The sequence below is a fragment of the Dyella sp. SG562 genome (genome assembly GCF_011759495.1).
Taxonomy (GTDB): domain Bacteria; phylum Pseudomonadota; class Gammaproteobacteria; order Xanthomonadales; family Rhodanobacteraceae; genus Dyella_D; species Dyella_D marensis.
This window is the reverse complement of sequence record NZ_JAAOYS010000005.1, coordinates 305,677-328,036: the sequence shown is the minus strand read 5'-3', so window position 1 is coordinate 328,036 and position 22,360 is coordinate 305,677. Positions and strand designations below refer to the sequence as shown.

Sequence of the window (22,360 nt, the reverse complement as noted above, 5' to 3'; positions counted from 1 at the left end):
GGAATGGGGAACCTGTGGGTTGATGCGGGAGTGAAGCTTGCGGCTCACTTGCATGTTCCCTGGTTCCCGTTTCCTGTTCCCGGCTTACATCAACCGAAACGTCCGGTGATGTAATCCTCAGTCTGTTTCTTGCCGGGCTTGGTAAAGATCTGTTCCGTGCGGTCGAACTCGATCAGCTCGCCCAGGTACATGAACGCGGTGAGGTCCGAACAGCGGGCCGCCTGCTGCATGTTATGGGTGACGATGACGATGGTGTACTCGCTCTTGAGCTCTTCCACCAGCTGTTCGATGCGGCCGGTGGCGATCGGGTCCAGCGCCGAGGTGGGCTCGTCCAGCAGCAGCACTTCGGGCTTCAGGGCGATGCCGCGGGCGATGCACAGGCGCTGCTGCTGGCCGCCGGAGAGGCCGAGCGCGTTCTGTTTGAGCTTGTCCTTCACCTCGTCCCACAGCGCGGCGCTGCGCAGCGCCTGCTCCACGCGGATCTCCATGTCGGCGCGCGACAGGCGCTCATGGTGGCGGATGCCGTAGGCCACGTTCTCGAAGATGGTCATCGGGAACGGCACCGGCTTCTGGAACACCATGCCGACCTTGCTGCGCAGCTTGTTCATCGAATAGCGCGTGTCGAGGATGTTCTCCTCGTCGAGCATGATCTCGCCCTTGGCTTCGAGCTTCGGGTAGATCGCATAGATGCGGTTGAAGATGCGCAGCAGGGTGGACTTGCCGCAGCCGGAGGGACCGATGATGGCGGTGACCTTCTTCTCCGGGATGTCCATGTTGATGCCTTTCAGCGCATGGAACCCGTTGTAGTAGAAATTCAGGTCACGCACGCGCAGCTTGGTCGGCGCCAGCGCGGCGGCGGGCTGCGGATGAATGCCGGCGGCGGCGGACTCAGTCATGGGACACCTTGTTGCGGGAGAGGATCAGGCGGGAAAGCAGGCTCAGCGCGAGCACGAACATGGTGATGACGAAGGCGCCGGCCCAGGCGATCGCGTTGATCGCCGGATCCGGGTCCTTGGTGTACTCGTAGATCGCCTGGGGAAGGCTCGGCATCTTGTCCATCGGGTTGAAGGTCAGGAAGTTGTTGCCGAACGCGGTGAACAGCAGCGGCGCGGTCTCGCCGCTGATGCGCGCCAGCGCCAGCAGCACGCCGGTGATGATGCCCGAGCGCGCGCCGCGCATCAGGATCTGCATGGTCAGCTTCCACTGCGGGATGCCCAGCGACAGCGCCGCCTCGCGCAGGGTGGACGGCACCAGGCGCAGCATTTCGTCGGTGGTGCGCACGATCACCGGCAGGGCGATCAGCGCCAGCGCGATGCCGCCGGCCAGGCCGGAGAACGTGGTATCGCCGTGGGTGAGGGCGGTGGTCGGCAGCACCACGATGGTGTAGACGAACAGGCCCAGCACGATCGACGGTGCCGACAGCAGGATGTCGTTGAGGAAGCGGATCGATTCGCCCAGCCGCGTGCGGTTGGCGTATTCGGCCAGCCAGGTGCCGGCCAGCACGCCGATCGGCGTGGCGATGGCGATGCCCAGCAGATCCAGGATCAGGCTGCCGACCATGGCGTTGGCCAGGCCGCCGTTCTCGCGGTACACCGAGATCTTGCTGAAGAGGTTCCAGTTGATCGCACCGATGCCCTGGCGCAGTGTCTCCCACAGGATCCAGGCCAGGAACACCAGGCCGATCAGGGTGGCGACGGAACTGAGGCCCAGCGCGATGACGTTCTTCACGCGGCGGCGCAGATAGAGCGAGGAGGACAACATCAGCGGCCCTCCTTGTGGGCGAGTCGGCGCAGCATCAGGCGGGCGATCATCAGCACGATGAAGGTCACTACGAACAGCAGGAAGGCCAGCGCCATCAGCGCGGACTTCTGCAGGCCGGCGGCCTCGCCGAACTGGTTGGCGATGGTGGAGGCGATCGACGCGCCCGGATCGAGCAGGGAGGGCGACAGCTTCATCTTGTTGCCGATGATGAAGGTCACCGCCATGGTCTCGCCCAGCGCGCGGCCTAGACCTAGGAAGATGCCGCCGATCACCGCCGAGCGGGTGTACGGCAGCACGATGTCCCACACCACTTCCCAGGTGCTGGAGCCGAGCGCATAGGCCGACTCCTTCAGGCGCGTGGGCACGGTCTGGAACACTTCGCGCATCACCGAGGAGATGAACGGGATGATCATGATCGCCAGCACGATGCCCGCGGTGAGCACGCTGCCGCCGAACGGGTTGTCGTTGCCGAACATGCGGCCGATGAAGGGAACATGCGCGGCCACCCAGGACACCTTGCCGTCGTCCGGCTGGTTGCCCAGGTAATTGGTGAGCCAGGGCTTGACGTGGTCGGCGAAGAAGGGCGCGAACACGAACAGGCCCCACATGCCGTAGATGATCGAAGGAATGCCGGCCAGCAGTTCGATGGCCGAGGACACCGGGGTGCGCAGCCACGGAGGCGCCACTTCCGACAGGTACAGCGCGATGCCGAAGCTGATCGGCACGGCCACGAGCAGGGCGATGAACGAGGTGATCAGCGTGCCGAACACCGGCACCAGGGCGCCGTAGACGTCGTCGCTGGGATTCCACTCGCTGCTGGTGAGGAAGCCCAGGCCGAAGTGCGCGAAGGCATCGCGTCCGCCCCACAAGGTGGCGCCGGCGGCGCCGAGCAGGCTGGCCAGGACGAGCAGGGCGCAGCCCTTGAGCAGCCAGCCGAACAGGCGGTCGTCCCGTGCGTCGCGGCGAGCGCGGACTTCCTGGGTGGAAAAGGGCGCTGACGCGGCCTCGTTCGCTTGCATGGTTTCGCTTTCCTGGCAACGCCGGCCGGCTGGGCCGCCCGGTCGATGGATTGGGCGCCGCGTCGGCGCTGTTCAGCAGCAGGCCGCCCCATCCTGCGATGGGGCGGCCCGGTCCTGCGCTCGGCTTCCGTGCCGGTGGCGGCGGGTTGCTTTACAACCCGCCGCGGTTTTCATCAGTGCTTGAACTCGGAGGCCCAGTAGGCTTCGATCTTCTGCACCAGGGTGGCCGGCAGGGCCACGTAGTCGAGCGAGGCGGCGTCGGACTGGCCGTTGTTCAGCGCCCACTTGAAGAACTCGAAGGCCACCTTGGTGTGCTCGGCGTTCTTCGGGCTCTTGTACATCACCACCCAGGTGGTGGCAGTGATCGGCCACGCCTGCGCACCCGGGGCGTTGGTCATGATCACGTTGAAGTCCTTGGCGCTGGCCCAGTCGGCGGTGGCGGCGGCAGCGGCGAAGCTGTCGGCGCTGGGCACGATGAACTGGCCGGAGGAGTTCTTCAGGTCGACCCAGGCGATGGTGTTCTTCTTCGCGTAGGCGTATTCGACGTAGCCGATCGAACCCGGGATCTGCTTGACGTACTGCGACACGCCTTCATTGCCCTTGCCGCCCACGCCGGTCGGCCACTCGACGGCCGTGCCGAACTTCACCTTGTCCGCCCACTCCTTGCTGACCTTGGACAGGTAGTTGGTGAAGTTGAACGAGGTGCCCGAACCGTCGGAGCGGTGCACCACGGTGATCTTCTTGGCCGGCAGAGCCAGGCCGGCGTTCAGCGCGGCGATCTTGGGGTCGTTCCAGTTGGTGATCTTGCCCAGGAAGATGTCGGCCAGGGTCTCGCCGTCGAGCTTGACCTGGTCGGCCTTGATGCCCGGGATGTTCACCACCGGCACGATGCCGCCCACCACCACCGGGAACTGGCCGAGCTTGAAGCTGGCGAGGTCCTCGGCCTTCAGCGGGGCGTCGGTGGCGCCGAAATCGATGGTGCCTTCCTTGATCTGCGCCACGCCGGCGCCCGAACCGACCGACTGGTAGTTGAGCTTGTTGCCGGTCTTTTCGGAGTAGCCAGCGGACCACTTCGAGAGCACCGGGTAGACGAAGCTCGAACCCGCGCCGGTGATATCCGTGGCGTGGGCCGACATGCCGAACAGCGACGCCGCGGCGAACACAGCGGACGTGCCGATACGGGAGAAAGATTTGCTAGAGGTCAACACGGTTGCTCCTTAGTGATAAGGGTCACGGGGGATTCCCGCCCGACCGCTATTTCATGCGCGCCGTGTTGCAATGAAATGAGCTGAATGTTTCAGCGATATGACAACTTGTCATATTGGAGCGGGGAACGGGGAGCGGGGATCGGGGAATTGCAGGCCGCGCCTATAGTTAAGGTGTCCGGGCTCTATTCCGTTCCCCGTTCCCCGTTCCCCGTTCCCCGTTCCCCGTTCCCGGCGCCGAAGGCGCCCTAGAGCACATCCAGGCCGATGTGCTCGCGTTCGAAGGTCTCCAGCCTGCGCCAGCGGTTGACGATGGCGCAGAACAGGTCGGCGGTGCGGTCGGCGTCGTAGATGGCCGAGTGCGCTTCGCGCGTATCGAAGAAGTGGCCGGAGGCCTGCACGGCCTTGCTCAGCACCGTCTGCCCATAGGCCAGGCCGCCGAGCGTGGCGGTGTCGAAGCAGCTGAAAGGGTGGAACGGATTGCGCTTGTGGCCCGTGCGGCGCACGGCCGCATTGAGGAAGCCCAGGTCGAAGGCGGCGTTGTGGCCGACCAGGATGGCGCGCTGGCAGTCCGCGTCGCGCATGCGTTCGCGCACTTCCTTGAAGATGTGGTCCAGCGCCGCCCGCTCGTTGAGCGCGCCGCGCAGCGGGTTGTCCGGGTCGATGCCGGTGATCTCCAGCGCGCGCGGGTCGATGTTGGCGCCGGGGAACGGCTCCACGTGGGCCGACACCGCCGGGCGGGGGCGCAGGTAGCCCTCGGCGTCCATGTCCAGGGTGACGGCGGCGATTTCCAGCAGGGCGTCGCGCTCGGCGTCGAAGCCGCCGGTCTCCACGTCGACGATCACCGGCAGGAAGCCGCGGAAGCGGTCGGCCAGCCGGCTGGACATGCTGTTGCTGAGGTTTTCCGGTTTATCCATCGAACAAGCATATCAGCCGGCCCGGGGCGGGCGGGGGGCGGTTTGTTGCAGCCGGCCGTACCGGTGTCTTCGTTTTGTCACGCAAGTAGCACGGAATCGTAAAACGCCGACCGCATGCTGCCGGCCATTACCTGGTTGGCCGTGCCGATCGAGAGGGGGCGGTCCAGGCAATGTCTACCAACATCCGGAGAACATCCATGCGTTCTAAGTTGCTCGCGGTGGCGATTGCTGCCGGTTTGGGCGTAGTCAGTTTCCACGTGGCCGCGGAGCCGGCGACGAAGGGCAAGGCCGCCCAGACCTCCAGCCAGGGTTCGCAGGCGTCCCAGAACGCCGAGATCGAAGCGCTGAAGGCCCAGCTCGCCGAGCTGCAGGCCAAGGTCATCGCGCTGGAAGAGCGTACTGACGCCCAGTCGGACATCAACGTGTCCACCGGCCAGAACCTCGAAGCCGTGCAGAAGGCGCAGGCCGCGTCCGACAAGAAGATGTCCACGATCGACAAGTTCGTGAACAACACGAAGATCGGCGGCACCATGTTCTTCGACCTGACCAATGCCGACCACAAGGAAAAGGGCAAGACCGGCGGCTTCGTCAGCAAGGACGGCCATGGCTCGGTCAACGGCACCGGCTTCGACGTCAAGCGCTTCTACCTGACCGTCGACCACAAGTTCGACGACACCTGGTCGGCCAACCTGACCACCGACTTCAACTACCAGTCCACGCTGAGCCAGACCAGCCTGTTCGTGAAGAAGGCCTACGTGCAGGGCACGTTCGACCCGCTCTTCACGGTGCGCTTCGGTGCGGCCGACATGCCGTGGATTCCGTTCGCCGAGAAGTGGTACGGCTACCGCTTCATCGAGAACACCCTGATCGACCGCAGCATCGACGGCGGCCGCGGCACCGTGGGCGTGGCCCCGACCGGCGTGGGCTCGTTCGGCAACTCGTCCGACTGGGGTATCCATGCCCTGGGTGCGACCACCGGCGACAACGCCGTCAACTACCAGCTGTCGGTGGTCAACGGCCGCGGTTTCCGCAACCCGTCGCGCTCCGACAGCGTGGACGTGGAAGGCCGCTTCGGCTACCAGCCGATCCAGGAAATGGTCATCGCCATCGGCGGCTACGACGGCAAGCGCGGCAACAAGGTGCAGAACGGCGCGGCCACGCAGAACGCGACCCGCGGCGACGCGCTCGTTGCTTACCGCGACAAGACCTTCGGCGTCGGCGCCGAATACTTCACCGCCAAGAACTGGGACGACGTCCTGAAGTACAACGGCGTGGTGCCGGCTCCGGCCGTGGTGCGCGACAAGTCCGAGGGTTACTCGCTGTTCGGCGACTACTCCTTCGCGCCGCAGTGGGCCCTGTTCGCCCGCTACGACCGCGTGGACTACAAGTGGTGGGGCGTGTCCGGCCCGCAGAGCAAGCTGAAGGACACCTACTACAACGCCGGCGTCTCGTACGACGCGCTGAAGAACCTGCGCCTGGCGTTCGCGTGGAAGCACGACAAGCTGGAAGGACCGATCCGCGCGTTCGAGTACAAGACGGACGAAATCGGCTTCTGGGGCGTGCTGTCCTATTGATTCACCGGTTATCGGAAGGGAGTTCGACCCAAGGACGGAAAACGGCGGGCCTCAAGCCCGCCGTTTGCTTTTTGCGGCAGCCAGAAAGTTTCCGGTTTGTGGCGAAGCGGCCCGGATTCAGTAGTTCACTTGCAGCTGCACCCTGAGCAGATCGCCGTCGATCCGGCGGTACGGCGCGGCGCTGACGTTGGTGCGGCGCATATTGGCGTAGGCCACCGCCAGCTCCACCGCGTTGTTCGGCTGCCACTCCACGCCGATCTCGGTCTCGTCGACCAGCATGCGCGGCGTGTTGGTGTCGAATTTCGAGGCGCCGCGATAGGTCTGCCACTTCAGGTAGGGGAACAGCGTGCCGATGCTGCCGCCGTCGACCTTGTACATCGCCTGCACATAGCCGCCACGCAGCGACCTGGTGCGGATCTGGCGCCGCGCTAGATCCAGTTCCGGGCCGCGGCCCACCGTCCATTCCGCCTGCAGGCCGAACGGCTGCGGGTAGTAGATGGCATGCACGGCCACGCGCTGGTCGATCGAGCCGTTCACCGGCGCGGTGTCCTTCGGCGTGAAGCTGCGGCCGTTGACCGTGATGGCTGCCGGCGTGGCGATCTTGAAGCGGCCGCTGTACGCGTCGGCGCCCACTTCGAAGAACTGTCCGCTGGCGAACTTGAACGGGTAGCTGACGTGCAGCACGGTGTGCAGGCTGTTGTTCTGCTCGGCGCGATTGGCGCCCTGGCCGTTGTAGAAACCCAGGCCCAGCACGCCGTAGTCGCCCGAGCCCTTGAGGCCGGACTTCACCAGGTACTGGTAGCGCTCCTGCACGTGCTTCGGGGTGTAGTAGAAGAACACGCCCAGATCGCGCTCGTCGCGCACGCCGGAGTTCAGCGCATCGGCGCGGTCCGGCGTGATGCGGTTCTGGCTGGACTGCAGGTTTTCCCAGCCGTAAGGCACTTTCGACTGGCCGGCGCGCGCGCGGAATTCGCGGTCCTTGTCGAAGTAGATGTCCGCATACGCATCGCGCAGCTGGGCGAAGTTGCTGGTGGTGGAGCCGGTGGGCGTGCTGGCGAAATCCGGCTGCAGGTAGATCGACACGCGATCGTTGAGATCGCCGCTGATCACCACGCGCGCGCGGCGGATGCCGAAGCCCTGGTTGTCGCCGATAAAGCGGTCGCCGGGCGAACGCAGGTCCGCCGCATCGCCGCCCAGGCCCTGGTTGTAGCGCAGCTGCGTGTAGCCGCGCAGCGCGATGCGGTCGTACCACTTCTTCTCGGCGGGCTTGGCGGGTTTCGCTTCCGCCGCCGGCGCGGCGGCGATGGCGGAGGAGGGCGTGGCCGCCTGCGTGCTTGCCGGTGCTGCCGGCGCCGCGGTGCTGCTTTCATCCACCTGCATGAAGGTGCCCAGCTTGACGCGGCCCGGGCCGGGTTCGGCGAATATCTGCTGGGTCTTGCGGTCGACGTACAGGTCCAGCGTGGCGGCGGCTGCCGTTTCCGAGAGCGCGGCGGCGCCCACGGTCCAGAGCATCGAGGCGAGTTTTTTTCTCTTCATGGTCGTCCAGGAATCGGGCGGCGTAGGCCGCGTGGCGAATGCGCGCGGCGCCGTATGGATTCCCGTCCCTGGATGCCCGGCGCCGCCTCGGCGGATGCCTGCGCGCAATTTCTTGCGGCATGCGGGGCGGCGAGCCTAGGGGCCATGGATGTCGGTTTTGTGACGGCCTGGCCATGCGCAGCCGATTTGCCAGGGGTCGAACTTGAAGAAAAAGCCTTGTTTTTGGCTTCACGGCGCTGAATGAAATGGACGTCCATATTCAGCTTGATCGAAATTTGTGCGCTGCAAGGGCTTGAGCATCGCCGCGCGAGCCCGTATCTTCCTACGTCATGCGTACCCGCTACTCCCGCGTCCTCGTCCTGTTCCTGGCATGCCTGTTCGGCGTGCTGGTGACGTTCGCGTCGACGGCGCAGAGCATGGGCAAGGACGGACGCGCCGCCGTGGCGGCCGTGGTCGACGCAGACCTCGCCCAGGATCTCGCCGACGACGGCGAAGACGGCTCCGACGCGCTTGCCGGCGCCTGCGCCATCGACGACCAGTGTCTGGACGACATCATGGTCGAGACGATGGAGTGGTCCGTGTGGCACGACCGCGCTCCCTCCGTGGCCATCGGCCCGGTGCCCGACGTGCACGAGCACGTGGTCGGGCTGATCTGCCCCCCTCCCAACGCCTGATCTCCCTGCGCGCTTTCCGTCGCGGCGCCTGAGCGTCCGCGGCTGAGGTCCCTGCGCGCCTGCGGCAGCTTGCCTGCCGATGCCTTGCCGTGTCCGCGCGAGGCCCATCCCCATCGAAGAATTTTTGGCGGCCCGTTTGCCGCCCGTTTCCCCACAGCTAGGGAGATTTACCCATGGAACGTCTGCTCGAAGGCTTCGAACACTTCCGCCGCACGGTCTTTCCGGAACAGCGCGAGCTGTTCAAGAAGCTCGCCACCGGCCAGAGCCCGCATACGCTGTTCATCACCTGCGCCGATTCGCGCGTAATGCCCGAAATGATCTTCTCGGCGCTGCCGGGCGAGATCTTCGTCTACCGCAATATCGGCAACATCGTGCCGCCGTACGCGCAGCACGTGAGCGGCGTGGTCGCCGCGATCGAGTACGCGGTGAAGGTGCTGCAGGTGAAGCACATTGTGATCTGCGGCCATTCCGACTGCGGCGCCATGAAGGGCCTGCTGGCGCCGGCCAAGGTCGCGCACATGCCGTCGGTCGCTGCGTGGCTGAAGCATGCCGACGTGGCGCGCTATGTCGTGGCCGAAAACAGCCCGGACCTGCAAGGCGAAGAAGCGCTGCGCCGCGTCACCGAAGAGAACGTGGTCGGCCAGCTCGAACACCTGCGCACCTTGCCCGCGGTCGCCGCCGCGATGGCCAACGGCAGCGTGAGCATCCACGGCTGGCTGTACGACATCGCGCAGGCGGAACTGCGTGCGTTCGACGCGCATAGCGGCCACTTCGTGCTGATCGATCCGAGCACCCGCGAAGTGCCGGACGCGACGCCGCACGCGCGTTTCGCCGCTTCCGCGTCGACGGCTTAAGGAGCAGCCTGCCATGAGTTCCCATGTGTTCTCGAAGTACTTTTCGGGTGGCCTGTTCAGCCGTGACATGCTCGGCTCGATCGTGGTGTTCCTGGTGGCGCTGCCCTTGTGCATGGGCATCGCCATCGCCTCCGGCATGCCGCCGGCAGCCGGCCTGATCACCGGCATCATCGGCGGCATCGTGGTCGGCGCCATCGCCGGCTCGCCCTTGCAGGTCAGCGGCCCCGCCGCTGGCCTGGCCGTGCTGGTATTCGAGCTGGTGCGCGAACACGGCGTGGCGGCGCTCGGTCCGGTGGTGCTGCTGGCCGGCCTGATCCAGATCGCCGCGGGCCTGTGCCGCGTGGGTATCTGGTTCCGCATGACCTCGCCGGCGGTGGTCGCCGGCATGCTGTCGGGCATCGGCATCCTGATCGTGGCCTCGCAGGCGCACGTGCTGATCGACGCCAAGCCGGCGGCGCGCGGCCTGGAGAATTTCGCCGCGTTGCCGGGTGGACTGGCCGATGCGTTCTCCGGCGAAGGCACCGGCCTGGCCGCGCTGGGCGTGGGCCTGACCACCATCGCGATCATGCTGGGCTGGGAAAAACTGCGTCCGCAGAAGCTGCGTTTCGTGCCCGGCGCCTTGCTGGCCGTGGTGGCGGTGACCGCGTTCGTGCAGTTCAACGGCGTGAACGTCAACAAGGTCGACGTGCCGGCCAACCTGCTGTCGGCGATCTCGCTGCCCAGCTTCGCCGATCTCGGCGGCCTGCTCGAACCCTCGCTGCTGGTGGCCGCGCTGACCTTCGCCTTCATCGCCAGCGCGGAGACGCTGCTGTCGGCGGCGGCGGTGGACCGCATGCACGACGGCGTGCGCACCAACTACGACCGCGAACTGACCGCGCAGGGTGTGGGCAATACGCTGTGCGGCCTGTTCGGCGCGCTGCCGATGACCGGCGTGATCGTGCGCAGCGCGGCCAATGTGCAGGCCGGCTCGGCCACGCGCATGGCCACCATGATGCATGGTGCCTGGCTGCTGGTGTTCGCCTTGCTGCTGCCGTGGCTGATGCGCATGACGCCGGTGTCCTGCCTGGCCGGCATCCTGGTCTTTACCGGCGTGAAGATGATCAACTTCAAGCAGGTGAAGAGCTTCGCCGCCTACGGCAAGGGCACCGCCGCGATCTACCTGGCGACCACCTTCGCCATCGTCGCCACCGACCTGCTGGCCGGCGTGCTGGTGGGCTTCGCGCTGTCGCTGTTCCGCCTGGCCCTGCTGTCTTCGCGCCTGAAGGTGAACCTGGCCGAGCACGACGACGAGCCCGGCGCGGCCAAGCTGCACCTGACCGGCATCGCCACCTTCCTGAAGGTGCCGTCGATGGCGCGCACGCTGGAACAGGTGCCGCCGAACACGCGCCTGCACGTGGTGATGGACGACCTGCACCATGTCGACCAGGCCAGCTTCGAGCTGCTGCGCGACTGGGCCCGCAACGCCAAGTCCAGGGGTTGCGAGCTGGTGGTGGATTGGATGGAGCTTGAGCGTCGCGTGGAAGGTCCGGCCAAGGCGGCCTGATCGCTTCATGCGGTTTTGCCACACCCCGCGGATGCCCAGGCGCGTCCGCGGGGCTTCTTTGACCAGCGCAAGGGGAGTACATCGATGCTCGCGGACATCACGGCGGCGCTGGGCGCCATCAAGACCGGTTCGGATATCGCCCGCGACATGGCCGGCGCGCTGTCGCCGGACGAGACGCGGGCCAAGGCGCCGGAACTGTACGGCGCCATGGCCGAGATCCAGCACCGACTCGCCGCGATGCAGCTGGCTTATGGCGCACTGCTGGAAGAGCGCGATGCGCTGGCGCGCGAGGTAGAAGAAGTGCGCCAGGCGCGCATGGAGCGCGAACGCTACGTGCTGCACCAGCTGCCGCAGGGCGGCCTGGTGTATCGCTTCAAGACCAGCCGCGAGTCCGGCGCGGTGCCGCACGACCTGTGCGTGCATTGCTACGAGGGCGGACTGAAGTCGATCCTGCAGCCGAACGGTTCGCACCTGGTGTGCCCGACCTGCAAGACCAGGCTGCGCTCGAAGGGCATGGCCGCGGTGGCGACGCGGCGCGGCGGTGTCTGCGTGTGGACGCTTTGAATATGCGCGAAATATCTGGCGCAGGTTGGGGTGAGCCTATGGCGAACCCCAACGTCCGCACGGCCGCAGCGCGGTCGCATGGTTGGGGTTCGCCTCAGGCTCACCCCAACCTACGCCGCGATGCGGTCTTCTTCGCCGCTGCCTTCTTGGCCGGCGCTTTTTTCTTCCCGGACTCCGCCGGCGTCTTGTCCTTGTACCGGCACAGATCGCGGATCACGCACTGCGGGCAATCCGGCTTGCGCGCCTTGCACACATAGCGCCCGTGCAGGATCAGCCAGTGGTGCGCGTCCTGCTTGAACTCCGGCGGCACCACTTTCTCCAGCTTGTCCTCCACCGCCCGCACGTCCTTGCCCGGCGCAAGGCCCGTGCGGTTGGAAACGCGGAAGATATGCGTGTCCACCGCGATGGTGGCGTGCCCGAACGCGGTATTGAGCACCACGTTGGCGGTCTTGCGGCCCACGCCCGGCAGCGCTTCCAGCGCCTCGCGCGTCTGCGGCACTTCGCCGGCGTACTGTTCGACCAGGATGCGGCACAGCGCGATCACGTTCTTGGCCTTGGCGTTGAACAGGCCGATGGTGCTGATGTAGCGCTTGAGCTGTTCCTCGCCCAGGTCAAGGATGGCCCGCGGCGTGTTCGCCACCGGATACAGCTTGCGCGTGGCCTTGTTCACGCCCACGTCGGTGGCCTGCGCCGACAGCACCACCGCCACCAGCAGCTCGAACGGCGTGGTGTAGTCCAGCTCGGTGGTGGGGTGCGGATCCAGTTCGCGCAGGCGGGAGAACAGCTCGACGACGTCGGCTCGCTTCACGGTTTGGGTTCCTGTTGCCTGGCCTTGGCGCGGGCCAGCGCGGCCAGCACCGGGTTGTCGCTCACCGCCGCGCCGAGCTGCGCCTTGCGCGCGGCCAGCTCGGCCGCCTGTTTTTCGCGCTCGCGCGCAAGGCGCGCCTCGCGGCGCTGGAAATGCGCGCGCGCCCGGTCGGCATGCGCAAGGTCTTCCACCTGCGCCAGCGGCATCGGCTCCAGCACGATGCAGTCGACCGGGCAGGCCGGCACGCACAGCTCGCAGCCGGTGCAGTCGTCCGCGATCACGCTGTGCATCACTTTCGCCGCGCCGACGATGGCATCCACCGGACAGGCCTGGATGCATTTGGTGCAGCCGATGCAGTCCGCCTCGACGATGCGCGCCAGCGTGCGCGGCTTTTCCACGCCGTTGTCGGGATTCAGCGGCAGCGGCTCGCGCCCGAGCAGATCCGCCAGCTTGCGGATGCCGGCCGCGCCGCCGGGCGGGCATTGATTGATCTGCGCTTCGCCGCGCGCGATCGCTTCCGCATACGGACGGCAGCCGTGGTAGCCGCATTTCTCGCATTGCGTCTGCGGCAGCAGGGTGTCGATGCGGTCAGCGAGGGTGTTCATGGCGTCGGGCTTGAACGAAGCGGAAGAACGGGCATGAGGCATCCCGTTCTTCCGGCGGAACTCAGCGAACCGTGGCTCCCGGCTTCGCGCCCTGATCCGCATCGAGCAGGAACAGGTCGTCCCCGCCGTCGCCGGCGGAAAGGATCATCCCTTCCGACAGGCCGAAGCGCATCTTGCGCGGCGCCAGGTTGGCGATGAAGACCACGTTGCGGCCGAGCAGTTTCTCCGGTTCGCCGTAGGCGGCGCGGATGCCGGAGAAGATCTGGCGCGCGCCCAGCGGGCCGGCGTCCAGTTCGAAGCGCAGCAGCTTGTCGGAGCCTTCGACGAACTCGCAGGCGGTGACCTTGCCGATGCGCAGGTCGAGCTTGGCGAAGTCGTCGATGCCGATGGTGGCTGCGGTGCCGGTGCTGGTGGTGTCGCTCATGGTCTTGCCGTTGTCCTTCTTGGTCTCGTTCTTGATGGCCCTGGCCGGCTTGGCGGCCGGCTCGGGCGGAGCCAGCGAGTCGCGCGACGCCTCCACCATCGTTTCGATCAGCTTCGGGTCGATGCGGCCGAGCAGGGGCTCGAAGGCATGGATGGTGTGGTTGTGCAGTTCGGCGCGGGCGTCGTCGAAGCCGGTGACCGGCGCGTCGAGGAAGCGCTCGGCCTTTTCCACCGTGGCCGGCAGGATCGGCTTGAGCAGGCCGGCGAGCAGGCGGAACGCGGCGATGGCGAACGAGCAGACCTGGTGCAGCTCCTGCTTGCGCGTGCTGTCCTTGGCGATGTTCCACGGCGCCTTGGCGGCGATATGGCCGTTCACCAGGTCGGCGATCTGCACGAACTTGCGCGTGACTTCGGCGAACTCGCCCTGGCGGTACAACGCCGGCACTTCGTCGTAGTGCGTCATCAGTTCGCGCCACAGCTCCGCTTCTTCCTTGCCGAAGGCGGGCGCCAGGCGGCCGTCGAAGAACTTCTGCACGAAGCCGGCGGTGCGGCTGGCGATGTTCACCCACTTGCCGACGAGGTGCGAATTGACGCGCTCCTCGAACGACTTCAGGTCCAGGTCCACGTCCACCGGCGTGTCGCCCAGCATGGAGGCGAAGTAGTAGCGCAGGAATTCCGGATGCAGGCCGACGTCCAGGTAGGTGCGCGCCTTGATGAAGGTGCCGCGCGACTTGGACATCTTCGCGTTGTTGACGGTGAGGTAGCCGTTGACGTGCAGCGCGGTGGGCGTGCGGAAGCCCGCGCCCTTGAGCATGGCCGGCCAGAACAGGCCGTGGAAGTTGATGATGTCCTTGCCGATGAAGTGGTGCATCTCGGCGCGGCTGTCCGGCGCGAGGAAATCCTCGAAGCGGGTGCCGGTCTTCGCGCACAGCGCCTGGAAGCTGGCCAGGTAGCCGACCGGCGCGTCCAGCCAGACATAGAAGAACTTGCCCGGTGCGTCGGGAATCGGGAAGCCGAAGTAGGGCGCGTCGCGCGAGATGTCCCAGTCCTTCAGGCCGCCATCCAGCCATTCGCGCAGCTTGGCGATCACGCCGCTGTTGGCCACCGGCGCGCCATCGGTGAGCTTGCCGCCGAACCAGTCGCGCAGCAGCGGCTCGAACTTGGCCAGCTCGAAGAAGTAATGCTCCGAATCGCGCAGCACCGGCGTGGCGCCGGACATCACCGAATACGGGTTGATCAGGTCGGTGGGCGCATAGGTGGCGCCGCAGTTCTCGCAGTTGTCGCCGTACTGGTCCGGCGTGCCGCACACGGGGCAGGTGCCCTTGATGTAGCGGTCCGGCAGGAACATGGTCTTTTCCGGATCGAACAGCTGCTGGATCGTGCGGCGCGCGATATAGCCGCCGTCGCGCAGGCGCGTGTAGATCAGCGAGGCCAGCTCGCGGTTCTCGTCCGAATGGGTGGAGTGGTAATGGTCGAAGGCCACGCCGAAGGCGGCGAAATCCGCCTCGTGGCTCAGCTGCACGCCTTCGATGAAGGTCTCCGGCGCCACGCCGGCCTTTTCCGCCGCCAGCATGATCGGCGTGCCGTGCGCGTCGTCCGCGCACACGTAGAACACCTCGTCGCCCTGCATGCGCTGCGCCCGCACCCAGATGTCGGCCTGGATGTAGCCCACCATGTGGCCCAGGTGCAGCGGACCGTTGGCATAGGGCAGGGCGTTGGTGACGAGGAGTCGGCGGGACATGGCTGCTCGGCTGGCGGAGGGATCGAGGATTATGGCACGCGGGCGCCATCGGCACGCCGCCGGACCAGCCACATGGCGAGCGCCGCCAGGCCGCAGGGCAGCCATACCCAGCGCAGTTCGGAAGCCAGCACCGACAGGCCGCGCGCGCTGAAGAAGCGCGCGCCGATCGGCGACACCGCGATCGGCCGCCAGGGGAAGAAGAAGCGCTCGCTGGCGAATGGCCAGGCCAGCGCCACGCCGAGGCCGCCGTCGGTCAGCGCATCCAGCAGCGGATGCGAGAGGGCGGCGAGGCCGACGAACGCGAAGGCGCGCCACGCGCTGGTCCGCAAGGGCGATGGGCGAGCGCGGCGAGGGCGCCGAGTGCGAGCGCCATGCCGATGGAATGCGTGGCGCCGCGATGGCCGAAGCTGTCGGCGTAGGCGATGCCGAATTTGAAGGCGAGCACGTCGGCGTCGGGGAGCATGGCGGCGATGGCGCCGGCGGCGAGCAGGCGGGGCGATACCGCGCGCCTGCCGGCGGCGGCGCCGAGCAGGAGGGGGACGGCGGCGTGGGTGAGGATGGTGGGCATGACGTTCCTTGTGAGCTGCGCTATTTCCCTAGTCCTCCAAGGTAGAGCCCTTCTCCCTCCGGGAGAAGGTGGCGGCAGCCGGATGAGGGTACGGGCGGAGTGCGGCGCCCCACTCCGCCCGTACCCTCACCCCAACCCCTCTCCCAAGGGGAGAGGGGCTTAAGCGTCGCGCACTTTCGCCGTTTGCTTGTTTATGCACGATTGTATACATTTATCCCCATTGTTGACCCCGAGCAACACCGCATGAAAGCAAGCACCGACGGCGCCCTGGGCGGCCGCGTATCCCTGGGCCGCGCCACGCTGTCCACCCGCCTGATCTTCCTGGTCTCCGGCATCGGCATGTCGGCGTGGGCGCCGATGGTGCCGTACGCCAAGTCGCGGCTGGGCCTGGACGACGCCCAGCTGGGGCTGATCCTGCTGGTGTTCGGCGGCGGTTCGATGGCGTCGATGCCGTTCGTGGGCTGGCTCAGCCATCGCTACGGCAACCGCCGGGTGATCGTCGCCTCCGGCCTGCTGCTGTGCCTGGCCTTGCCGGCGCTGGCGCTGGCACCGAGCGCAATCGCGCTTACCGCGGCGCTGGCCTATTTCGGCGTGATGCTGGGCGTGGTCGACGTCGCCATGAATGCGCACGCGGTGGAGGTGGAGAAGCTCGACGGCCGCGTGCTGATGTCCGGTTTCCACGGACTCTTCAGCGTCGGCGGCCTGACCGGCGCGGCGGTGATGAGCGCCTTGCTCGCCACGGGCCTTGCGCTGGCCTGGTGCGCGACGGCGGTCGCGGCCCTGCTTGCCGCCCTGGTGTTCTTCCTGCGCGATGGATTGCTTCCCGGCGCCGGCGAGGCGGAAGGCCATGCGGCGTTCGGCATGCCGCGCGGCTTGGTGCTGCTGCTGGGCCTGCTGTGCTTCGTCAGCTTCATGGCGGAAGGTTCGATGCTGGACTGGAGCGCGGTGTTCCTGCGCGACTTCCGCGGCTTCGCGGCCAGCTCCGCCGGCGTCGGCTACGCCTGCTTCTCCATCGCCATGGCGATGGGCCGCCTCGCCGGCGACCGGCTGGTGCAGCGGGTGGGCACGGTGTGGACGGTGCGCGCGGGCGCGGCCATCGCCGCGGCCGGTTTTGCGCTGGTTTCCATGGTGCCGTGGGCGCCGGCCGCGCTGCTCGGCTTCGTGCTGGTCGGCATCGGCGCGTCCAACATCGTGCCGGTGATGTTCAGCGCCGCGGGCCGCCTGCCGGGCACCTCGCCGGCGGTCGCGCTGGCGACGGTGACCATGCTCGGCTATGTCGGCCTGCTCAGCGGGCCGGCCCTGATCGGCTTTCTTTCGAAGATCAGCAGCCTGCCGGTGGCGATGGCCGTGGTGGCGGGGCTGCTGGTGGTGGTGTCCGCTTCGGCGCGGATCGTGCGGCGATGAACAAAGGTGATGCAATGATCGATACCGTGGTGTTCGACCTCGGCGGCGTGCTGGTCGACTGGAATCCGCGCCATCTGTACCGCCAGCTGTTCGACGACGAGGCGGCGATGGAGCATTTCCTCGCCGAGGTCTGCACGGGGCCGTGGAACGAGCAGCAGGATGCGGGCCGGCCATGGAGCGAGGCGATCGCCGAACTCTGCGCCAGGCATCCGCAACAGGCGCCGCTGATCAATGCGTTCCGCGAGCGCTGGGAAGAAATGCTGGCCGGCCCCATCGCCGGCAGCGTGGAGCTGCTGGCGGAGCTCAAGGCGCGCGGCGTGCGCCTGTATGCGCTCACCAACTGGTCGAACGAAACCTTCCCGCGCGCGCTGCAGCTGTACGACTTCCTGCATTGGTTCGAAGGCATCGTGGTGTCGGGCGAGGAGCGCCTGATCAAGCCCGATCCGCGTATCTACCAGCGGCTGTTCGAGCGCTACGGCATCGAGCCGGCGCGCAGCATCTATATCGACGATGCACGGCGCAACGTCGACGCGGCCGCCGCGCTCGGCATGCATGCGTGGTGGTTCCAGGGTGCGGACGGCCTGCGCGACTGGCTCGCGGCGCAGGGACTGGTCGACGCCAGGGCCGCCGCATGAGCCGCAGCATCGCCAGCGAAAGCATCCCCGCGGAGGCGCTGCCGCAGGAACGCCAGCAATGGATCCTGCAGCGCCTGCGCAGCCGCGGCCGCGTGGTGGCGGCGGAGCTGGCGGCGGAGTTCCAGGTGTCGGAGGACTCGATCCGCCGCGACCTGCGCGAACTGGCCGCGCAGGGCCTGTGCAAACGCGTCTACGGCGGCGCGCTGCCGCTCACCGTCACCGTGCAGCCGCTGAAGCAGCGCCGCGCCGAACACGCCGGCCGCAAGCAGGCGCTCGCGCGCAAGGCGGCGACGCTGGTGCGGCAGGGGCAGATCCTGCTGATCGACGCCGGTTCCACCAATACCGCCATCGCCGCGGCGCTGCCCGAACGCAGCGGCCTGACGGTGGTGACCAATGCGCCGGACGTGGCGCTGGCGCTGATGGACCGCGAGGGTTTCGAGATCCTGCTGGTCGGCGGCCGCGTGGATGCGCGCATCGGCGGCGCGGTGGGTGCGCAGGCGGTGAAGTCGCTGCAGGGCATCCGCGCGGACCTGTGCTTTCCCGGCGCCTGCGCGCTGGACCTGGACGGCGGCCTGTGGGGTTTCGACAGCGAGGAAGTGCTGTTCAAGCGCACCATGGTCGAGTGCAGCGGCGAGACCGCGGTGGTGGTCACCAGCGACAAGCTCGGCACGGTGGCCACGCATCGCGTGGCGGAGCTGGGCGAGGTACAGCACCTGGTGGTGGAGCACGAGGTGGACAAGGCGACGCGGGCGGCCTACACCGCCCGCGGCGTGACGGTGCATCGTGCGGAGGCTGGGAATCGGGAATAGGGAATCGGGAATCGGGAATAGAAAAAGCGCGCCCCGCAATACTTGCGGGGCGCGCTCCGATTCTCTATTCCCTATTCCCGATTCCCTATTCCCAGGGGCGACGAAAGCCGCTCACTCCTGGCGTTCCCACACCTGGCTGCGCCCGATCAGCGAGAAGCCGATGTAGCCGTGCACGTCGAGCTTGGCGCCGTTCTCCAGCACCTTCAGCTTGACCTTGTAGGTCTTGCCGTTCTTGGGATCGAGGATCTTGCCGCCGTCCCACTCGTCGCCGTCCTGCTTGACGCCCCACATGATCACCATGCCTTCGATCGGCTGGTCCTTGCGCGCGCCGTCGCATTCCTCGCACTTCGGGTTCGGGCCATGGTCGGACTGCAGCACGTGCAGCACCTTGCCCTGCAGCTCGCCGTTGACCTCGGTGATCTCCACGATGGACTTGGGCTGGTGGGTCTTGTCGTCGATGGTCTTCCAGGTGCCCACCGGCGAGTTGCTGGCGGCCAGGGCGGCGCCGGCGGCGAAGAGCAGGCCGGCGGCGGTGGCGAGGCGGATCAAAGGCTTCATGCAGTCCCTCCCATACGAAACGGTATGGACGGAGCCTGACGAGGCCCCGCCGGCCCGTCAAGCTGCAATGCGCAAGCTCGGCCTGGAGGCCGCGGCAGCTCAGTAATGGGGCCATGGGCTGGCATAATGGCCGCTCTCTCCCGCAGCAAATCCCTTCCATGACGCAGGCAAGCGAAGCCCTGGTACGCCGCATCCTCGGCGACACGATCGACCCCCACACCGGCGCGCCGCTCGCCGACAGCCTGCGCGCCGTGGGCGTGGACGGAGCGCGCGTCTCGGTCGACCTGCAGCTGGGCTATCCCGCCGCGGGCGCCGTGGACGCGATCGCCGCGCTGGCGAAGCAGGCGCTGGAAGCGGACCCGGCGATCGAGGCCGCCGCGGTGTCGGCAGGCAGCCGCATCTACGCGCACAAGGTGCAGGGCACGCTGGCGCCGCTGCCCAACGTGAAGAACATCATCGTGGTCGCCTCGGGCAAGGGCGGCGTGGGCAAGTCCACCGTGTCCGCCAACCTCGCGCTGGCGCTGGCCGCCGAGGGCGCCAAGGTCGGCGTGCTCGATGCGGACATCTACGGCCCCAGCCAGCCGCGCATGCTCGGCATCGGCGGCAAGCCGGAATCGCCGGACGGCAAGACCATCACCCCGCTGCAGGCGCATGGCCTGCAGGCGATGTCGATCGGTTTCCTGGTCGACGAAGAGACGCCGATGATCTGGCGCGGCCCCATGGTCACCCAGGCCATGATGCAGCTGCTCAACGACTCGCGCTGGGAGCAGCTCGACTATCTGGTGATCGACCTGCCGCCCGGCACCGGCGACATCCAGCTCACGCTGTCGCAGAAGGTGCCGGTGGCCGGCGCGGTGATCGTCACCACGCCGCAGGACATCGCCCTGCTGGATGCGCGCAAGGCGCTGAAGATGTTCGAGAAGGTCGAGGTGCCGGTGCTGGGCGTGGTGGAGAACATGGCCACCCACGTGTGCACTAACTGCGGGCACGAGGAACCGATCTTCGGCGAGGGCGGCGGCGCGCGCATGGCCGAGCAGTACCACGTGGCCTATCTGGGCTCGCTGCCGCTGGACATCCGCATCCGCGAGCAGGCCGACAGCGGCACGCCCACCGTGGCGGCGATTCCGGATTCCGACCTGGCCGCGCGCTATCGCCAGATCGCGCGCAATGCGGCGGGGCGCCTGTCGCGCCAGCCGCGCAACAAGTCGCTGGGGCTGGGCAAGATCATCGTGCAGGGCACGCCGACGGCATGACCAGCCACGGCGTAGGTTGGGGTGAGCGCAGCGAACCCCAACATGGCGACCGCGGTACGGGGCTGTTGGGGTTCGCTGCGCTCACCCCGACCTGCGCCGGCCGGCTGGTGTCCAGCCTGGAATTCCCGGACAAGCCGGTCGCGCAATGGAACGCCTCGGGTCGCGGCGCAGGCTGTTCGGCGGAAGCCCTGCTCGGCGATGCCGGCCACGTGGAACGCATCCGCGCCGCGTTGTCCCGCCCGTTCGCCATACTCGCCGCATAAAAAAACGGGCGCCTCGCGGCGCCCGTCGTGTCTCCGTCATCCGGATCAGCCACCAGCCTTCTTCTGCCGATGGATCGCCCGGCTGTCGCGATTCTCCGTGCGCTGGATATGCCGCTGCTCGCCGCGGCTCACATGGCCGTTGGCGCCGGCGTTGTGCTCCTCGTGGTCGACGTGCGCCTCGCGGCCCTGCAGGTGCGCCACCTGGTTGTCGTTGAGCGAGCCGCTGCGCACGCCCTGGTCGATGCGCTTCTCCTGGTTGACGTTGCGCTGCACGTCGGCGGCCATGCGGCGCGAGGAAACGGAGTCGGGGTTCTGCGTGCGGCCGTTGTGCGCGTCGCGGTAGATGTCGCGGCTCTGCACGTTCTCGGCGTGCTGTATCTGGGCCTGTTCCTGGCTGGTCAGCGGACCCTTCTTCAGGTCGCGCTGCTCCATGCGGTCGACGTGGGCCTGGCCCTGTTCCAGCTGCGAGGCTTCGCGGGTGGTCAGCTGGCCATCCTTGACGCCGTTCTCGATGCGCTGCTGCTGGTTGACGTTGCGCTGCACGTCCTGATTGACCGGTGCCTCCTGCGCGTGGGCAGCGGCGCCGAAGGCGGCGGCGATGAAGCCGGCGAGCGCGAGACGGCGGAAGCTGATGCGATGCTGCATGGACGTTCTCCTCTTTGGAATGGTGGAACTGCGTGCCCGGGTGCTGCGGAGAACGGGAGGCCGGAGGGCGTGTTGACGGACGCGGGCAGGGCGGATTTAGCCGGCGCTCAGCCTGGGTTTCGATTGGTCTGTTCTGAAAATCTCTTCGAATCAGTGGTTTGTCTTTCCTGGCTTGCGGCTGGCTGACGATGATCGGCCTCGTGCGCGGCAGCGTCCCGCATCGCCGGAGCGGTCGCCGGCAAATCCGCCGGCCCGCCGCCGCGACTGGCGGGACCCAGGGCGATCCGCTATGTTTTTCCGCTTTCGGCCCGGCGTTCGCGCGCGGCCGGACCAGCAGATCGCAACGGGAGTCCGAGTGAGCATCAAATCCGACAAGTGGATCCGGCGCATGGCCGAGCAGAAGGGCATGATCGAGCCGTACGAGCCGGGCCAGATCAAGCTCCGCGACGGCAACAAGCTGGTCTCCTACGGCACTTCCAGCTACGGCTACGACGTGCGCTGCGCGCGCGAATTCAAGATCTTCACCAACATCAACTCCACCATCGTCGACCCGAAGGCGTTCGACCCGACCAGCTTCGTCGACGTGGAGGCGGACGTGTGCATCATCCCGCCGAACTCGTTCGCGCTGGCGCGCACGGTGGAGTACTTCCGTATTCCGCGCAGCGTGCTGACCATCTGCCTGGGCAAGAGCACCTACGCGCGCTGCGGCATCATCGTCAACGTGACGCCGCTGGAGCCGGAGTGGGAAGGCCACGTCACGCTGGAGTTCTCCAACACCACGCCGCTGCCGGCCAAGATCTATGCCAATGAAGGCGTGGCGCAGATGCTGTTCCTCGAATCCGACGAGGAATGCGAGACCAGCTACCGCGACCGCGGCGGCAAATACCAGGGCCAGCTCGGCGTCACGCTGCCGCGCACCTGATTCGCAGGAATTCGCGCGGGGCGGCAGCTGAACGGCCGTCGCCCCGCGCCGGTGCAGGCCAGGGGGCCGGCGCTACACT

Annotated in this window: 22 protein-coding genes and 1 pseudogene; 11 read left to right on the top strand and 12 right to left on the bottom strand. The window is 67.2% G+C overall.

What is annotated here, in order from left to right; genetic code table 11:
- Nucleotides 1–89: 89 nt before the first annotated feature.
- The 5 genes from pstB to rnt all read right to left on the bottom strand — a co-directional run bounded on the left by pstB (nucleotide 90) and on the right by rnt (nucleotide 4,902).
- The gene (gene pstB / locus FHW84_RS12325; RefSeq protein ID WP_035322032.1) at nucleotides 90–896 is read right to left on the bottom strand and encodes a phosphate ABC transporter ATP-binding protein PstB; all 807 of its coding nucleotides are present in this window, start codon (nucleotides 894–896) and stop codon (nucleotides 90–92) included.
- Nucleotides 889–1,761, bottom strand: coding sequence for a phosphate ABC transporter permease PstA (gene pstA, locus FHW84_RS12320; RefSeq protein WP_167255867.1), 873 nt, complete (start codon nucleotides 1,759–1,761; stop codon nucleotides 889–891). The genes pstB and pstA overlap by 8 nt, the downstream gene beginning before the upstream one ends.
- Nucleotides 1,761–2,780, bottom strand: coding sequence for a phosphate ABC transporter permease subunit PstC (gene pstC, locus FHW84_RS12315; protein WP_167255865.1), 1,020 nt, complete (start codon nucleotides 2,778–2,780; stop codon nucleotides 1,761–1,763). The genes pstA and pstC overlap by 1 nt, the downstream gene beginning before the upstream one ends.
- 173 nt (nucleotides 2,781–2,953) lie before the next feature.
- Nucleotides 2,954–3,988 (bottom strand): phosphate ABC transporter substrate-binding protein PstS, encoded by a 1,035-nt coding sequence (gene pstS / locus FHW84_RS12310; protein ID WP_343203598.1) that lies wholly within the window; start codon nucleotides 3,986–3,988, stop codon nucleotides 2,954–2,956.
- 245 nt (nucleotides 3,989–4,233) lie between these two features.
- Nucleotides 4,234–4,902, bottom strand: coding sequence for a ribonuclease T (gene rnt, locus FHW84_RS12305; protein WP_167255863.1), 669 nt, complete (start codon nucleotides 4,900–4,902; stop codon nucleotides 4,234–4,236).
- A 197-nt stretch (nucleotides 4,903–5,099) separates the two neighbouring features.
- On the opposite strand from rnt, the gene FHW84_RS12300 reads away from it, so the two are divergent.
- Nucleotides 5,100–6,476 carry a porin gene (locus tag FHW84_RS12300; protein WP_167255861.1) on the top strand — a complete coding sequence of 459 codons (1,377 nt, stop codon included), beginning with the start codon at nucleotides 5,100–5,102 and terminating at the stop codon, nucleotides 6,474–6,476.
- 117 nt (nucleotides 6,477–6,593) lie between these two features.
- On the opposite strand, the gene FHW84_RS12295 is transcribed toward FHW84_RS12300, so the two are convergent.
- Nucleotides 6,594–8,012: a porin gene (locus FHW84_RS12295; protein WP_167255859.1), complete on the bottom strand. Its 1,419-nt coding sequence runs from the start codon at nucleotides 8,010–8,012 to the stop codon at nucleotides 6,594–6,596.
- A gap of 329 nt (nucleotides 8,013–8,341) precedes the next feature.
- On the opposite strand from FHW84_RS12295, the gene FHW84_RS12290 reads away from it, so the two are divergent.
- The 4 genes from FHW84_RS12290 (at nucleotide 8,342) to FHW84_RS12275 (ending at nucleotide 11,647) form a co-directional block, all read left to right on the top strand.
- Nucleotides 8,342–8,686, top strand: a complete 345-nt coding sequence (locus tag FHW84_RS12290) for a hypothetical protein (protein ID WP_167255857.1) — start codon at nucleotides 8,342–8,344, stop codon at nucleotides 8,684–8,686.
- A gap of 173 nt (nucleotides 8,687–8,859) precedes the next feature.
- Nucleotides 8,860–9,540, top strand: a complete 681-nt coding sequence (locus tag FHW84_RS12285; RefSeq protein WP_167255855.1) for a carbonic anhydrase — start codon at nucleotides 8,860–8,862, stop codon at nucleotides 9,538–9,540.
- A gap of 13 nt (nucleotides 9,541–9,553) precedes the next feature.
- Nucleotides 9,554–11,083, top strand: a complete 1,530-nt coding sequence (locus tag FHW84_RS12280; RefSeq protein ID WP_167255853.1) for a SulP family inorganic anion transporter — start codon at nucleotides 9,554–9,556, stop codon at nucleotides 11,081–11,083.
- A gap of 84 nt (nucleotides 11,084–11,167) precedes the next feature.
- Nucleotides 11,168–11,647 carry a hypothetical protein gene (locus FHW84_RS12275; protein WP_167255851.1) on the top strand — a complete coding sequence of 160 codons (480 nt, stop codon included), beginning with the start codon at nucleotides 11,168–11,170 and terminating at the stop codon, nucleotides 11,645–11,647.
- Between the two features lie 100 nt (nucleotides 11,648–11,747).
- Here the strand turns inward: FHW84_RS12275 and nth are convergent, their stop codons facing one another.
- The 4 genes and pseudogenes from nth to FHW84_RS12255 all read right to left on the bottom strand — a co-directional run bounded on the left by nth (nucleotide 11,748) and on the right by FHW84_RS12255 (nucleotide 15,792).
- Nucleotides 11,748–12,455: an endonuclease III gene (nth, locus tag FHW84_RS12270; RefSeq protein ID WP_167255849.1), complete on the bottom strand. Its 708-nt coding sequence runs from the start codon at nucleotides 12,453–12,455 to the stop codon at nucleotides 11,748–11,750.
- Entirely contained in the window at nucleotides 12,452–13,060 is a 609-nt protein-coding gene (locus FHW84_RS12265) for an RnfABCDGE type electron transport complex subunit B (protein WP_167255847.1), read from the bottom strand. The genes nth and FHW84_RS12265 overlap by 4 nt, the downstream gene beginning before the upstream one ends.
- 61 nt (nucleotides 13,061–13,121) lie before the next feature.
- Entirely contained in the window at nucleotides 13,122–15,224 is a 2,103-nt protein-coding gene (metG, locus tag FHW84_RS12260; protein WP_167255845.1) for a methionine--tRNA ligase, read from the bottom strand.
- 29 nt (nucleotides 15,225–15,253) lie between these two features.
- Nucleotides 15,254–15,792 (bottom strand): annotated as a pseudogene (locus FHW84_RS12255) (metal-dependent hydrolase).
- A 243-nt stretch (nucleotides 15,793–16,035) separates the two neighbouring features.
- Between FHW84_RS12255 and FHW84_RS12250 the strand changes: the two are divergent.
- Genes FHW84_RS12250 through FHW84_RS12240 form a run of 3 tightly spaced genes read left to right on the top strand, consistent with a single transcriptional unit; the run spans nucleotide 16,036 to nucleotide 18,640 of the window.
- A complete protein-coding gene (locus FHW84_RS12250) occupies nucleotides 16,036–17,196 on the top strand; it encodes an MFS transporter (RefSeq protein WP_167255843.1) in 1,161 nt (386 codons plus the stop codon).
- 14 nt (nucleotides 17,197–17,210) lie between these two features.
- The gene (locus tag FHW84_RS12245) at nucleotides 17,211–17,831 is read left to right on the top strand and encodes an HAD family phosphatase (RefSeq protein WP_243868080.1); all 621 of its coding nucleotides are present in this window, start codon (nucleotides 17,211–17,213) and stop codon (nucleotides 17,829–17,831) included.
- Nucleotides 17,828–18,640 (top strand): DeoR/GlpR family DNA-binding transcription regulator, encoded by an 813-nt coding sequence (locus FHW84_RS12240; RefSeq protein ID WP_167255839.1) that lies wholly within the window; start codon nucleotides 17,828–17,830, stop codon nucleotides 18,638–18,640. Before FHW84_RS12245 ends, FHW84_RS12240 begins: the two co-directional genes overlap by 4 nt.
- 111 nt (nucleotides 18,641–18,751) lie before the next feature.
- On the opposite strand, the gene FHW84_RS12235 is transcribed toward FHW84_RS12240, so the two are convergent.
- Nucleotides 18,752–19,198, bottom strand: a complete 447-nt coding sequence (locus FHW84_RS12235) for a DUF2147 domain-containing protein (RefSeq protein ID WP_167255837.1) — start codon at nucleotides 19,196–19,198, stop codon at nucleotides 18,752–18,754.
- Between the two features lie 158 nt (nucleotides 19,199–19,356).
- Between FHW84_RS12235 and apbC the strand changes: the two genes are divergently transcribed.
- Together apbC and FHW84_RS12225 are read left to right on the top strand one after the other, a co-directional pair.
- Nucleotides 19,357–20,451 carry an iron-sulfur cluster carrier protein ApbC gene (gene apbC, locus FHW84_RS12230; RefSeq protein WP_167255835.1) on the top strand — a complete coding sequence of 365 codons (1,095 nt, stop codon included), beginning with the start codon at nucleotides 19,357–19,359 and terminating at the stop codon, nucleotides 20,449–20,451.
- Nucleotides 20,448–20,714: a hypothetical protein gene (locus FHW84_RS12225; RefSeq protein WP_167255833.1), complete on the top strand. Its 267-nt coding sequence runs from the start codon at nucleotides 20,448–20,450 to the stop codon at nucleotides 20,712–20,714. Before apbC ends, FHW84_RS12225 begins: the two co-directional genes overlap by 4 nt.
- A gap of 45 nt (nucleotides 20,715–20,759) precedes the next feature.
- Here FHW84_RS12225 and FHW84_RS12220 read toward each other — a convergent pair whose 3' ends face one another.
- Nucleotides 20,760–21,359 carry a hypothetical protein gene (locus tag FHW84_RS12220; protein WP_167255831.1) on the bottom strand — a complete coding sequence of 200 codons (600 nt, stop codon included), beginning with the start codon at nucleotides 21,357–21,359 and terminating at the stop codon, nucleotides 20,760–20,762.
- A 355-nt stretch (nucleotides 21,360–21,714) separates the two neighbouring features.
- Here FHW84_RS12220 and dcd point away from each other — a divergent pair, with 355 nt between their 5' ends.
- Nucleotides 21,715–22,281, top strand: a complete 567-nt coding sequence (dcd, locus tag FHW84_RS12215; RefSeq protein ID WP_167255829.1) for a dCTP deaminase — start codon at nucleotides 21,715–21,717, stop codon at nucleotides 22,279–22,281.
- Nucleotides 22,282–22,360 lie beyond the last annotated feature (79 nt).